This window comes from Peptacetobacter sp. AB800 (assembly GCF_047807365.1).
Classification (GTDB): Bacteria; Bacillota; Clostridia; order Peptostreptococcales; family Peptostreptococcaceae; genus Peptacetobacter.
In genome coordinates this window covers 1-14,333 of the sequence record NZ_JBLOUI010000055.1, presented here as the reverse complement: position 1 = coordinate 14,333, position 14,333 = coordinate 1, and the positions used below count along the sequence as shown (strand labels likewise).

Sequence of the window (14,333 nt, the reverse complement as noted above, 5' to 3'; positions counted from 1 at the left end):
AATTGTGGAGCTAAATTTGAATACAAAAAAACTGACAACCGTTAGGTGTCAGTTAAAGGTACTGTCATAAGAACACCTTTTAAAGGTGTTCTATGGCAGTATTTTTTTATAAAAATATAGCTCCTAACTAGCGTAGTTATTACATATTTGTAAAATAATTTGCATAAATATGAAATGAATTATAATAATAAGTTATAGAAAAAATAACACTTTAAAATAGAAAATGTATTTTAAAAAAATTGTAAATAAACTTATAATTTAATGTTAAAATAAATAAAAAATTAAAATTAAAAAGATATTGTTACTATAAATAACTGAAAAAAATAAATATAATGCAAAAAATATCCAAAATAAATAAAACTTATAATAAAAAAGTATTAAAAAAAGAAACAAATAATATGGACATATAATTCACAAAATGATATTATTATAAACGAAGTGTGGGGGAAACGGTTGCTATGTATAGCAACTATATAATATAAGGTTAAATATTGGAGGAATTTAAAAATGGAGAAAAAAAATCTTTGGAACAAGTACAGTGAAGAACAGTTAAAAGAATTAACAGATGTTAATGAACAGTATAAAAACTGTTTAAATGAATGTAAAACAGAAAGAGAAGCAATCGACTTTACAATTGAAAAAGCTAAAGAAGCTGGATTTAAAGATTTAAAAGAAGTTATATCAGAAGGAAAAACATTAAATGCAGGTGACAGAGTATATGCTTGCTGTATGAACAAATCAATAGCATTATTCCAGATAGGTAAAGAACCTATATCTCATGGTATGAATATACTAGCAGCACATGTAGATTCTCCAAGACTAGATGTAAAACGGAATCCTTTATATGAAACTGATGGATTAGCTTACTTAGATACTCACTACTACGGTGGTATAAAAAAATATCAGTGGGTAACTGAACCATTAGCAATACATGGTGTAATAGCTAAAAAAGATGGTAGCGTAGTAAAAGTTAATATAGGTGAAGATGAAACAGATCCTGTATTTGTAGTAACTGACTTACTTGTACACTTAGGTGCAGCTCAGTTAGAAAAACCAGCTGCTACAGTTATCGAAGGTGAAAATCTAGATATACTAATAGCTAGTAAACCACTAGAAGAATCAGAATTAAAAGATGAAAAAGACGCTGTAAAAGCAAATGTATTAAAATTATTAAAAGAAAAATACAATATGGAAGAAGAAGATTTCCAGTCAGCAGAACTAGAAATAGTTCCAGCAGGAAAAGCTAGAGACTGTGGTTTAGATAGAAGTATGATACTTTCATACGGACACGATGATAAAATATGTGCATTCCCATCTTTACTTGCAATGCTTGAAGTTAAAGATACAAAAAGAACTTCTTGCTGTTTCTTAGTAGATAAAGAAGAAATAGGAAGCATGGGTGCTACAGGAATGCAGTCAAAATTCTTTGAAAATATGGTTGCTGAAATAGTAGCATTAACTGAAGGGGATTCAAATGTAAAAGTAAGAAGAGCTCTTCAGAACTCTAAGATGTTATCATCAGATGTAAGTTCTTGTTATGACCCACTATACGCAGAATACTTCACAAGAAGAAGTACAGCAACTATTGGATTTGGTATAACATTCAACAAACACACTGGTTCAAGAGGTAAAAATGGATCAAATGATGCAAATGCTGAATATATAGCAAATCTAAGAAAAATAATGGATGATGCTGGTGTTGGATATCAGCTAGTTGAATACGGTAAAGTTGATGTAGGTGGAAGTGGTACAATAGCTTACATATCAGCAAACTATGGAATGGAAGTAATAGACTGTGGAATATCTGTACTTAATATGCATGCTCCATATGAAGTAGGAAGCAAAGCAGATATATATGAAGCATACAGAGCATACAAAGCATTCCTTATAAATGCATAATATAAAATTTAATAAGAAAACAGAGATTATTTTGAAATCATATCTATAAATAAAGAGAGATTGTTACAGATTTTGTAGCGGTCTCTTTTTTTATGAATTTATACAGGCTTAGTAGTTTATTATTTCTAAAAAAATTAATACAAAAATATTATAGATTAAAACAAGAATGTAAAATTTTTGATAAAGTATATAAAATACAAAAAATTAATAAAATTAAGCTATAAAGTGAATGAATAAATAATAAGTATAAAAGTATAGAAAAAATATGGATATTCTAATTTAAAAAAATAAGAGAGTAAATAAATTACATTCTAAAAATATTAAATTAAATAATTAAAACTAAAATAAAGTAAACCTATATATAAATAAGCATGTAATGTAAAATTTTGAATAAAAAATAGATGTAGACAAAAAATAATCTTTATGTTATTATAATAACTATAAAGATAAGAAAACGTTTTTAATTATAAAATTAATAATAAATTCTTATGAAACTTAATAAAATAACAAATAAAAGTATTATATATTAAAAAGCAAATCAACTTAATAAATTATAAAAGTTAAGATTAAATATAAAAAATTAAAATTAAAAATTGAGAAAAAAATAATTAATACAAGTCTTTATAATCTCCAAAACTAAACAGGATATAAATTAAAAATTTATATATATATTCAAAGGAGGAAAATCTCATGGCAGAAAAAACTAAGCATCCAATAGGGCTTTGGCTAGTAAACATTTCTATAGCACTTCAGAGCTACTGTGGATATGCATTCTCATCTGTATTTATACTATTCTTAACAGCAGATGTTAGTGCTAACGGTCTAGGTCTTAGCGTTGCTAAGGCATCATCAATAATAGGTCTTTATACAGCAATAAACTATATGGGTTCTATTCTTGGTGGATGGATAACAGATAATTTCTTAGGAATTCAGAAATCATTAGTATTAGGATCAATACTAACAGGATTAGGTTATTTAACTCTATTCTTTGCAAAACCATCAATAGGTGGTATATGGATGGGACTATTAGTCCTTATATTAGCAGGTATGTTCTTTAAAGGACAGATAAGTAACCTTGTTGGTTCTCTTTACGATCAAGATGATTTAAGTAGAAAAGATGCAGCTTATGCGTTATTCTACATGGCTATAAACATAGGTTCATTCTTTGGCCCAATATTCTCAGGTCTTATAGCAGATAAATGGTTTGCCGAAATATCAGCAAGTGGAGAAATATTATCTTATGGATACAGATATATATTCTTAATGTCATCAATAGTAATGTTCTTCGTAGCTGTTTTCATAGCAGTGATGTCTCCAAAATGGTTAGGAGAAGTTGGTAAATATCCAGCTAACAAAAAAGCTAATAAAAAAGCAAAAGCATCAACAGAAGAACATCATCACGAACATCAGCCTTTAACAACAACAGAAAAAAGAAGAATCATTGCTATGGCTGTATTATTCGTATTTGTCGTATTATTCTGGGCAGCATGGTTCCAGACTCAGACTTCATTCTCAATATTAATGAATGACTTAGTTAACAGAAATATAGGTGGATTTACAGTACCAGTTCCTTGGTTAGTATCATTTAATGCTATATTATGTGTAACATTCTCTCCAATACTTGCAAATTTATGGTTAAAACTAGAAAAAACTGAAAAAGGTGATTTACCAATACCAACAAAAATGGCTTTAGGTATGTTATTAACTGCATCAGCATTTGTAGTTTTAATATTAGGAATAAAAACTCTTGGAGGAATATTAGATGGAAGTGCAAAAATGAGTATATTATTCGTTTTATTAGCATATTTCCTATTAACAATAGGAGAACTTTGTATATCTCCAATAGGTATGGCAATGTTCAACAAACTAGCTCCAGTAAGATATGGATCACTTGCAATGGGTGCTTGGTATTTAAGTAACTTCTTTGCAAACTTACTATCAGGTAAATTAGCAGGACTTACTTCAACAATGGGATATGTTCAGATATTTGGAACAATATCAGGAGTGCTTATAGTATTCGCAATAATGCTATTCATATTAAGAAAGAAACTTGTTCAGTTAATGGCATTAGATGAATTTAAAAAATAAATAAATTAAAATAAAGTGTAGTGGTTATCCGCTACACTTTATATATACGCTTTACTAAAATATTTTTAGTGATAAAATATAAAATAAATATATTTAAAAAAGAAAGAGGGCTTTTGAAATGTCAAAAAATCTTTGGACAAAATACAATGATTGTCAGCTTAAAGAATTAGAAGAAGTAAATGAAAAATACAAAAAATGCTTAGATGAAGGTAAAACAGAAAGAGAATGTGTTACTTTATCAATAAAAATGGCTGAAAAAGCAGGATACAGAAACATCAAAGATGTAATAGCTGAAGGTAAAGAATTAAAAGCAGGGGATAAAGTTTACGCTGCTTGTATGAAAAAATCACTAGCATTATTTCAGATAGGTAAAGAGCCTATATCTCATGGTATGAACATATTAGGAGCGCATATAGATTCTCCACGTATAGATGTTAAACGGAATCCTCTATATGAAACTGATGGATTTGCATATTTAGACACTCACTACTACGGTGGTATAAAAAAATATCAATGGGTAACAACTCCATTATCACTTCACGGTGTAGTAGCTAAAAAAGATGGTTCTGTTGTAGAAGTTAATATAGGTGAAGACCCAACAGATCCAGTATTTGTAATAACTGACTTATTAATACACTTAGGTGCAGCTCAGTTAGAAAAGAAAGCAGCCACAGTTATAGAAGGGGAAAACCTAGACCTATTAATAGGAAACAAACCTCTTTCAGAAACAGAATTAAAAGATAATCAGAAAGAAGCTGTAAAACAGAATATATTAAATATACTATGTGAAAAATACGGAATGGAAGAATTAGATTTCCAGTCTGCAGAATTAGAAATAGTTCCAGCAGGAAAAGCTAGAGATTGCGGACTAGATAGAAGTATGATACTTGCATATGGACACGATGATAGAATATGCTCATTCCCATCATTATTCGCTATGTTAGAAGTTGAAAATCCAGAAAGAACTTCTTGCTGTTTACTAGTAGATAAAGAAGAAATAGGAAGCATGGGTGCAACAGGAATGCAGTCAAAATACTTCGAAAATATGGTAGCAGAACTTGTTGCGCTAACAGAAGGAGATTCAAATGTAAAAGTAAGAAGAGCTCTTCAGAATTCAAAAATGTTATCATCTGATGTAAGTGCTTGCTATGACCCGTTATTTGCAGAAGTATTTGAAAAGAGAAGCTCAGCATTTTTAGGAAAAGGTATAACATTCAATAAACACACAGGTGCTAGAGGTAAAAATGGATCAAATGATGCAAATGCTGAATATGTAGCAGAATTAAGAAAAATAATGGACGAAGCAGATGTAGAATACCAGATGGTTGAAATGGGTAAAGTAGACGCTGGTGGCGGTGGAACAATCGCATACATAATGGCTAACTACGGAATGCAGGTAATAGACTGTGGTGTAGCAGTACTTAACATGCATGCTCCATATGAAGTAGGAAGCAAAGCTGATATATATGAAGCTGTAAGAGCTTACAAAGCTTTCTTAAAAAATGCATAATAAAAAATCAAATAAAATTAAGATGATAAGATGAATCAATACAGTAGAATTGTATAAATTTAATAATGTTAATAATATAGGCTATACTTTTTATAAATATGCTAAATTTTGCATATGGGAAAAGTATAGCCTTTTTTGTTTTGAAGTTGAAATAAATAAAACTTTAAAAAGTAAATAAAAAATATTTGTATTTGCTAAAATATTAAAAGGACAACGATTGCTATTACAAAATACTTGAAAATAGTTAAGAGTTATGTATAAAATGAAATGAAGAGATAAAAAACTGTGAAGATAAATAATAAAATTTAAATCGTTTAATCAATTTCCATTCTCTGGAAATTAAGTGTATTAATTGAGGATATCGATTTCAGTATACTTAAATCAAGATAAAAATTAAGAAGAGAGGGGAATTTATAAATGAGCAATTCATGGTTAGATCTAGAAAATAAGGTTGTAATAGTAACAGGGGGAGCATCAGGAATAGGAAAACACATATGCAAACAGTTAAAAGAAGTTGGAGCAAATGTAGTTGTATCTGATTTAAGTGTTGAAACTGGGGAAGTAGATGGTGTATTCAATGTAAAATGCGATATAACTAAAAAAGCAAGTGTAGATGAAATGGCTAAATTAGTTATTGAAAAATACGGAAAAATAGATGCATTAGTAAATAATGCAGGTGTAAATTTACCAAGACTTTTAGTTGATTTCAAAGGTGAAAGACCAGAATACGAACTAAACGAAAAAGATTTTGATTTCATGGTAAATGTAAACCAGAAAGGTTTATTCCTTTGTACACAGGCAGTAGTTAGATACATGGTAAAAGAAGGAAAAGGAACAATAGTAAATATAACTTCTGAAGCAGGTATGGAAGGTTCTGCAGGACAAAGTTGTTACTCAGCAACAAAAGGTGCTGTCAACGGATTTACAAGATCTTGGGCTAAAGAATTAGGTCCAAAAGGTATAAGAGTAGTTGGGGTAGCTCCTGGAATAAATGAACCAACAGGATTAACTTCTCCAGCATATAATGAAGCACTAGCATATACAAGAGGTGTAAAACCAGAACAGTTAAGTACTGACTATGCAAAAGTAATACCTCTAGGAAGACCAGGGAAATTAGATGATATAGGAAATCTAGTAACATATCTAGTATCAGAAAGATCATCATATATATCTGGTACTACAGTTAATATATCAGGTGGTAAATCAAGAGGCTAAGATTTATCAATTAAAAAAATAGCCAAATAACAAAGTGACAGGGAGGAAAAGATGAGTTGTTTTTATGAAGAAAATAGACTTGCCAGAATATTAAATATTATGGAACAGAAACAATCTGTCACAGTTGATTATCTTTCAGAAAAAATGGATGTAAGTTCCAAAACGATAAAGAATGATATAAAAGAGATTAATAATAGTTTGAAAGGACATGCTATTATTGAAAATAAAAATAATTCGTATATATTATATATATTCGATATATCTCAGTATGAGCAGTTAAAAAATGAGGTGTATATGCACGACGATTTTATGAACTCACCGAATTCAAGAACAGTATTCATAATGCAAAAGCTTATGAATACTGACTGCCCATATCTTACTGATGAACTTGCCTATGATATGAATATAGGAAGAACTACAGTTAATGGAGATTTAAAGAAACTGAGGAAAATGCTTGAGGGCTACAATATACAGATAGAAGGCAAAACAAATACAGGGATAAGCCTAAAAGGAAATGAACTAGATATTAGATTCTTTATACTTGAAAATATGTATGAAGGTATATATAAGAAATATCCAATTGATTTGGATTTAATAGATGCTATAAAAGAGATAGCTCTAAAATACGAACTAGATTCTGTATCAGTAGAGTATTTTATAAAGTTCTTTACAATAATGATAGATAGATTTTTAAAGGGAAATCCAATAGTTAAATTAGATGAAAAGTATATGGAACTAAAAGAAAATAGTTCGTATATTTTTGCCAAAGAAATATCTGAAAAAATATCTAAAATACTTATGACAGACTTGCCAGAAGAAGAAATTTTATTCATTTCAATACCTATAGCAGGAATGAGAACTCCTACAAATGCAAAAACAATTGAAATGTTAAACATAAAAAAAGATACAGAGGAGCTTATATCAAAGATAAAAGATATCATAAAGCAAGAAATGAATATAAATATTTATTCTGAACAGGTTATGCAAGAATTTATGTATCATATAAAATTTATGATAAATAGAATGAAATACGGATTCAAAATTAGAGGAATAGATACTGAAGAAATAAAAAACTCCAATTCGGTGGCATATGCAGTTGCTGAACTGGCAGCAGATGTTATAGAAAAAGAGGAGAAGGTAGATATTTCTAAAGAAGAAATAGCTCTTATGTCTGTATATTTTGGAATAATGATTGATAAAAGTAATCTAGAGAAAAACAAGATATACAGTATAGCTATAATATGTGGAACCGGAAGAATATCTGCAAGAGTTGTTGAAAGTAATTTGAAAAAAATAATAAAAAATGAAACTGTGATGGATATTTATTCTGATAGCAAAATAAATTCAGAGATCTTAAATAGTTATGATTTAGTTATATCTACAGTAAAACTAGATATTGATACAGATACAGAAATAATATATATAAAAGATGTATTAGATAAATCGGAATTAAAAAGAAAGATAGAGTTGTTAAAATATAGCGATAAGAAAGAAATATCTGTTATAAAAGGAATGAACTCTATTATGTTATCGAGATTGGACGAAAATAGATTTTTCGTACTTGACAAAAGCTACAGCTATTCGGAAAACGTTAATATGATGATAGATATTTTAGAAAATGAAGGTCATCTAGATAGCGGGTTTAAAGAGAGAATAAGAGAAAGAGAAGAAAAATCATCTATGATTTTTGAAGATACAGTGGCATTTCCACATACTATAAACTATGCAAGTGATAATATTGAATTGGCACTAGGTGTTGTACCAGAGAATATGGTAGATGAAAAGGGGAAATATATAAAACTAGTATTTCTTCTAGGGTTACCAGAAGACGACGGCGATGACACCATATTAGTAAGAATATACGATGAGATTATAAAAATAGCATCAGATAAAAAGTTAGTAAATGAAATATCGAAAATAGATAATTATAAAGATTTATTAATGTATTTTGTAAAATCAAGCGATTTGTTTGATTAAAAGATTAGAGAAAAAAGAATAGTAGCTTTAGAAAAGGGGAGGTAATTATGAACTTTTGGTTTTTACTTATAAGTCTAGGTGTAGCATTTGTACTACAGTTTATATTTGCATCGATTCAGATAAAAGATTTCAATAAAAATTATAAGAAATTGAGAAAAATAGGAAGAGTTGCAATTGGAAAATATAAAGGAGCTATAGTTGCAGGATCTATTGTTATGTTTGCAATAGATGATGAAGGAAATGTAATAGAAGGAGTAGGTGTATCTGGTGTAAGTATATTAGCTAGATTTAAAAAGATAGATATACTGAACGGAGAAAATATAGGAAATATACAGAAAGAATTAGATTTACCTAAACCAGTAAAAAAAGCTATAGAAAATGCTTCAGATAACTACAGACGGATTATAAATGGGGAAGAAATAAAACCAGAAAAAAGTCCAATAGGAAAAGTTACCGATTCTCTAAAATGTATAGCTACTGGAAAATAATTTATTTAGGAGGATTCAATTATGGATTACATAGTTAAATTTGCAGAAGGATTTATGGGATTATTCAATACAGGTGCCGAAACATTTGTATCATGGGTTAGTGGAATAGTTCCACAGGTATTATTACTTTTAATAGCGATGAATACTTTAATAAACTTAATAGGTCAGAAAAGAATATATAGTTTCGCTAAAATATGTACAAAAAATCCAATATTAAGATATATGATATTACCTTTTGTATCAGCATTTATGTTAGGTAACCCAATGGCATTATCAATGGGTAAATTCATGCCAGAAAGATTAAAACCAAGTTATTATGCATCAGCAAGTTACTTCTGCCATACTTCAAGTGGTATATTCCCACACATAAATCCAGGGGAAATATTCATATTCTTAGGTATAGCAAAAGGTGTTGAAACATTAGGATTAAGCACAACTCCACTTGCACTACGTTACTTATTAGTAGGTTTAGTATGTAACTTCTTAAGTGGATGGGTTACAGATTTTACAACAAAATATGTTATGAAGCAGCAAGGAATAGAATTAAGTAATGAAATAAAAGCAGTTGAATAATAAGTAATAAAAAAGATCGATTGATGGTAGGAGGAACAGATAATGTCAGAATATAGAGCAATAAAAGTTTCAAAAGGTAGTGGAGGATTTGGTGGTCCTTTAACAGTAAAACCAACAGAAGAAAAAAATGTACTATTATATATAACTGGTGGTGGAGCTAAACCAGATATAGTAGATAAAATAGTTGAATTAACAGGATGTACTCCAGTAAATGGTTTCAAAACATCTGTACCAGAAGAACAGATATTTATGGTAATAATAGACTGTGGAGGAACTTTAAGATGTGGTATATACCCACAGAAAAGAATACCTACAATAAATGTTATGCCAGTTGGTAAATCAGGACCTCTAGCAAAATTCATAACAGAAGATATATATGTATCAGCAGTAGGTTTAGATGAAATAGAATTAGCAGAAGAAGGAGCTGCTGTAATTTCTGCAGAAAACGCAGAATCAAAAGAAGAAAATAAAGAAGAAGTTAAGGAAGAAAGAAAATTCAAATATAGTGCAGACAAAAAAGTATCTCAGACTATGGCTGAATCAGGAAAACCTAATATAATAACAAAAATAGGTATGGGCGCTGGTAAAGTAGTAAATACTTTCTATCAGGCAGCTAGAGATGCAGTTCAGACAGTTATAAATACAATACTTCCTTTCATGGGATTCGTTGCACTTTTAATAGGTATAATACAGGGATCAGGAATAGGAGATATATTTGCTAAAGTAATGATACCTCTAGCAGGTAATGGAATAGGTCTAGTAATACTAGGATTTATATGTTCTATACCATTCTTATCAGTTCTTTTAGGACCTGGTGCAGTTATAGCTCAGGTTATAGGTACTTTAATAGGTGTTGAAATAGGTAAAGGAAATATAGCACCAAGCTTAGCATTACCAGCATTATTTGCAATAAATACTCAGTGTGCATGTGATTTCATACCAGTTGGTTTAGGTCTTGCAGAAGCTGAAGCGGAAACAGTTGAAGTTGGTGTTCCAGCAGTATTATATTCAAGATTCTTAACAGGTGTTCCAAGAGTATTAATAGCTTGGGCAGCTAGTATAGGTCTTTACAGCTAATATAAAATGTAAGAAAAATATATAAGGAATCAATTTATATATCAGTATTGATTCCTTAAAAAATACAAAATTAAAAAGGGGATTAAAAAAATGAGTTTAGTATATGAAAATAGAATAAAAGGCGCAGGAGATATGGTATCTGCATTCCAGGGAGAAAAAATGTTTATATTATTTGGTGATAATGCTCCAGATACATTAAAAGACTTTTGTTACACTATAGATATAAAAGATACAAATAAAGAAATATCAGTAGGGCAAATATTAGATATAGATGGAAACAAATTTGAAATAACAGCAGTAGGAAATGTAGCTGAAAAAAATCTTACTTCTTTAGGACATATGACAGTAGTATTTGATGGTTCAAAAGAAGCAGCATTACCAGGAAGTATATATGTTGAAAATGCAGACATGCCTGAATTAAAAATAGGAACTACTATAAAAATAGAAGGATAATTTATGATAACTAAAGATCTTATAGTCAATACAGTTGGTGGAATTCATGTGGGAATTGCTGTTAGTATAAAGGCTATAATACAAAATAGAGAAGAGAGAGTTTTTATTAAGCGTAATTCTGAAGTTGTCAATTGTAAAAATGTACTAAAAGTTGTCGCTTTAAACATAATGAACGGAGAAAGGATAACTTTAATGGTTGACGGGATGGATGAAGAAGAAGTTCTTAAAAGAATAGAAAAGGTAATTACATAAAATTGCATAAATAAATAAATAAACCTCTAAAAAGTGGCTATCGAATGAATGTCTAAAAAGATATTCTAGCGATGGTCACTTTTTTTAATAAAAAATTAAATCGCTTATATTTATAATAAAAGAGTAAATGATAGCATTGAACAGAAATAGAATAAAATATGAAAAATAGCAGATGATTACAAAAGTTTTATGATTTTATATAGTAAATATAAAGAAGATTAAAAAATAAAAGTAAAATTGTTAGAAAATAAAAAATTATTTGGTTTGGAAAATGTTTTGCTATTAAAAAATTAAAGAGAAAAAGTTATAGATGTTGAAATCGTGAAGAAACTATGTTAATATAATTATACTGTTGTTTTTTTCATAGAAACAACTCCTTTTTTTAGTTTTTTAACTTTATTAAAATCGAGAAAAAGACTTCGATAATAGTAAGCGTATAAAGAAATTTGTGCGTTGGAGATAGTTAAGTCTATCGAATATACCACTTGAATTGCTGGGAAATCCTAAAGCCAATTAAACTACAGCATAATGATGAAATAAGCATAGGTGCGAATGTTGTGAAAACAGAAAAAATTAATTGGATGGTATATGGTTAAATCCTAAGTACTCGGTAATGGGTGATCAGCAGCTAAGACTTGAATAGAGTAAAGTTCAACGACTATCCCTCTTGAGGGGAGTAAGCTCAAGCGAGCTGAAGTGGGTGGCTCTTAACACATCATGGTGAAGAAGAAGATATAGTCTGTGCTTATGTGAAAACATAAGAAGTTCGAGATAATAATCTGAGAACTGCATAAGAAGTAGCGAGCTTATGTGAACAAAATCTTAAAATAAAAATAATATATGACTATTCTCTACTGCATTACTTTTTGCTAAAATAATATATATTTTGGTAAAAAGTAGTGTAGTACAGTGGAGATAATTCGGATATAGTCAAGTAAGTATTATATTTTATTTAAGGTTCAGGGTTTGAGTCTGGTAAACTTGAATTACGAAAAGAGCGTGAGAAATCACGCTCTTTTCATTTTTTGTAAAAAGTATGTTTGTAGAATAATTATTTTATTTTACAGCTTTTTAAATTCACATTAAAGTAAAATAATGTGATATTATAATAAATGGAGAAAGAAGGAGGAGGGAATTTCTTGAAGAAAAAGGACAACACACAACTATTATTATACGAACCAAATGTCTACAAATCATTCATAATACTTGCCTTACCAGTATTTGGTGCAAACTTTATGAAAGCTTTCAATGACCTTGTAGATACATTCTTTATAGGTCAAATGCAAAACTCGGTTGCAGCACAGGCGAGTATAGCTCTTACATGGCCGATAATAAATATATTTGTATCGTTTCAGATAGGGCTTTCGATAGCAGGGGTAGCTGTCATAAGTCAGTTCTTAGGAGCAGAAAAAGACGATGAAGCTAGAGAATACGCAGGAATACTATTTGTACTTTCTGTTGTGTTGGGTATAGCTATAAATATAATCTTATTCTTAATATGTCCATCCGTTATCAGAGGGATGGGTGCTACTGATATGGTATATGAATACTCAGTTCAGTATGTAAGAATAAGATCTATGGAAATGCTATTTGCATTTATATTTGCTTGTTTCCAGGCTGTTAGACAATCCCAGGGAGATACTGTGACACCGGTTATTCTACAGGTAACTGCGGTTATGATAAATATAGTTCTTACAGGTATATTTGTAAAAATACTAGGACTTGGTGTATTTGGAGCAGGTCTTGCAACTGTTATAGGTCAGGTTGTAATTTGCCCAGCTTGTTTATACTATTTATTTATTAGAAAAGAAAAATTAAAACTTAGAAGAAAAAATCTAAAATTAAAAAATTGGGACAAAGTGAAAAAACTTACATTTATAGCAACTCCATCAGCAGCAAGTCAGGCACTTAGTTCATTTGGATTTTTAATATTAAATACATTGATACTAGACTATGGTGCTGTTGTAACAGCGGCATTCAGTGTAGGAAATAAGATATCTAATATGCTTCTTATGCCAGTACTTGCAATAGGTTCAGTACTTGCAGCGTATGTCGGACAAAATATAGGTGCCGGAAATATAAAAAGAGCTAAAAAAGCATATAGAGTTAGTAGAAACCTAAGCTTGTGGATAGCGATAATAGGAAGTTTGATAATATTCCCTCTCAGACAGGAAGTAATTGCACTTCTTACAAATGATGCAAACACACAAAGAGAAGCGATAAACTATATGATTTGGGTACTTGTAACAATGCCACTTATGGCTATGTTCCAGAACTATGTCGGAGTATTCAACGGATCTGGAAATACTAAATATTCATTTATCATGGAAACAGCAAGACTTTGGGTTGTGCGTTTACCAATGATTTTAGTATTGAAAAACTTTACTAACTTTGGAAGTGACGGAATATGGTTTGCAATGAATGCAAGTAATTTAATAATAATAATACTAGGAGCGATACTTCTAAGAAGAGTAGACTTCTCTGCAAAAATATCATCGGGTGATGAAGAATTAGCGGTATAAAAATGATAATAAACAGGCTACTACATTAATTTTTATTTTAATGTGGTAGCCTATTTTTATTTTGATAAAAAATTATTAATAAAGTAGAACAAATCCAAGAAAAATTATATAATAGAGATAGATTGAATATTAAAATATTCAATTCACAAATAAAAATAGGGTTAATTTAGGAGCAACTATATAGTTGTTAAAAATATAGTCAAAAATATACATATATAGACAAATATATTTTTACAAAAAGCTCCCTACATTCATAACGAGTGTAGAGAGGCGAGAAAT

The 14,333-nt window shown here is 29.6% G+C and carries 11 protein-coding genes; all 11 read left to right on the top strand.

Translation table 11 applies throughout. The features are described from left to right. The first annotated feature begins 507 nt into the window (after positions 1-507). The 11 genes from ACK2WN_RS11205 (at position 508) to ACK2WN_RS11155 (ending at position 14,054) form a co-directional block, all read left to right on the top strand. A complete protein-coding gene (locus tag ACK2WN_RS11205) occupies positions 508-1,899 on the top strand; it encodes an aminopeptidase (RefSeq protein WP_300530906.1) in 1,392 nt (463 codons plus the stop codon). Positions 1,900-2,589: 690 nt separating this feature from the next. Further along, a complete protein-coding gene (locus tag ACK2WN_RS11200; RefSeq protein WP_416155612.1) occupies positions 2,590-3,987 on the top strand; it encodes a peptide MFS transporter in 1,398 nt (465 codons plus the stop codon). 118 nt (positions 3,988-4,105) lie between these two features. After that, positions 4,106-5,497, top strand: a complete 1,392-nt coding sequence (locus ACK2WN_RS11195; RefSeq protein ID WP_416155611.1) for an aminopeptidase — start codon at positions 4,106-4,108, stop codon at positions 5,495-5,497. Between the two features lie 417 nt (positions 5,498-5,914). Beyond that, entirely contained in the window at positions 5,915-6,712 is a 798-nt protein-coding gene (locus tag ACK2WN_RS11190) for an SDR family oxidoreductase (RefSeq protein WP_416155610.1), read from the top strand. A gap of 51 nt (positions 6,713-6,763) precedes the next feature. Further along, positions 6,764-8,689, top strand: coding sequence for a BglG family transcription antiterminator (locus tag ACK2WN_RS11185; protein ID WP_416155609.1), 1,926 nt, complete (start codon positions 6,764-6,766; stop codon positions 8,687-8,689). A 47-nt stretch (positions 8,690-8,736) separates the two neighbouring features. After that, positions 8,737-9,177 (top strand): transcriptional regulator GutM, encoded by a 441-nt coding sequence (locus tag ACK2WN_RS11180; RefSeq protein ID WP_416155608.1) that lies wholly within the window; start codon positions 8,737-8,739, stop codon positions 9,175-9,177. Between the two features lie 21 nt (positions 9,178-9,198). Further along, positions 9,199-9,750 (top strand): PTS glucitol/sorbitol transporter subunit IIC, encoded by a 552-nt coding sequence (locus tag ACK2WN_RS11175; RefSeq protein ID WP_416155607.1) that lies wholly within the window; start codon positions 9,199-9,201, stop codon positions 9,748-9,750. A 42-nt stretch (positions 9,751-9,792) separates the two neighbouring features. Beyond that, the gene (locus ACK2WN_RS11170) at positions 9,793-10,827 is read left to right on the top strand and encodes a PTS glucitol/sorbitol transporter subunit IIB (RefSeq protein ID WP_416155606.1); all 1,035 of its coding nucleotides are present in this window, start codon (positions 9,793-9,795) and stop codon (positions 10,825-10,827) included. Positions 10,828-10,917: 90 nt separating this feature from the next. Beyond that, positions 10,918-11,280, top strand: a complete 363-nt coding sequence (locus ACK2WN_RS11165) for a PTS glucitol/sorbitol transporter subunit IIA (RefSeq protein WP_416155605.1) — start codon at positions 10,918-10,920, stop codon at positions 11,278-11,280. Positions 11,281-11,283: 3 nt separating this feature from the next. After that, complete coding sequence (locus ACK2WN_RS11160) at positions 11,284-11,532, top strand: HPr family phosphocarrier protein (RefSeq protein WP_416155604.1); 249 nt, start codon at positions 11,284-11,286, stop codon at positions 11,530-11,532. A 1,139-nt stretch (positions 11,533-12,671) separates the two neighbouring features. Then, the gene (locus ACK2WN_RS11155; RefSeq protein WP_416155603.1) at positions 12,672-14,054 is read left to right on the top strand and encodes an MATE family efflux transporter; all 1,383 of its coding nucleotides are present in this window, start codon (positions 12,672-12,674) and stop codon (positions 14,052-14,054) included. Positions 14,055-14,333: the final 279 nt, after the last annotated feature.

What these genes read in the sequence shown, in the direction of transcription:
- ACK2WN_RS11185 (WP_416155609.1), top strand. Translation starts at nt 6,764, where the DNA reads ATGAGTTGTTTTTATGAAGAAAATAGACTTGCCAGAATATTAAATATT.
- ACK2WN_RS11170 (WP_416155606.1), top strand. Translation starts at nt 9,793, where the DNA reads ATGTCAGAATATAGAGCAATAAAAGTTTCAAAAGGTAGTGGAGGATTT.
- ACK2WN_RS11205 (WP_300530906.1), top strand. Translation starts at nt 508, where the DNA reads ATGGAGAAAAAAAATCTTTGGAACAAGTACAGTGAAGAACAGTTAAAA.
- ACK2WN_RS11160 (WP_416155604.1), top strand. Translation starts at nt 11,284, where the DNA reads ATGATAACTAAAGATCTTATAGTCAATACAGTTGGTGGAATTCATGTG.
- ACK2WN_RS11180 (WP_416155608.1), top strand. Translation starts at nt 8,737, where the DNA reads ATGAACTTTTGGTTTTTACTTATAAGTCTAGGTGTAGCATTTGTACTA.
- ACK2WN_RS11195 (WP_416155611.1), top strand. Translation starts at nt 4,106, where the DNA reads ATGTCAAAAAATCTTTGGACAAAATACAATGATTGTCAGCTTAAAGAA.
- ACK2WN_RS11165 (WP_416155605.1), top strand. Translation starts at nt 10,918, where the DNA reads ATGAGTTTAGTATATGAAAATAGAATAAAAGGCGCAGGAGATATGGTA.
- ACK2WN_RS11175 (WP_416155607.1), top strand. Translation starts at nt 9,199, where the DNA reads ATGGATTACATAGTTAAATTTGCAGAAGGATTTATGGGATTATTCAAT.
- ACK2WN_RS11190 (WP_416155610.1), top strand. Translation starts at nt 5,915, where the DNA reads ATGAGCAATTCATGGTTAGATCTAGAAAATAAGGTTGTAATAGTAACA.
- ACK2WN_RS11200 (WP_416155612.1), top strand. Translation starts at nt 2,590, where the DNA reads ATGGCAGAAAAAACTAAGCATCCAATAGGGCTTTGGCTAGTAAACATT.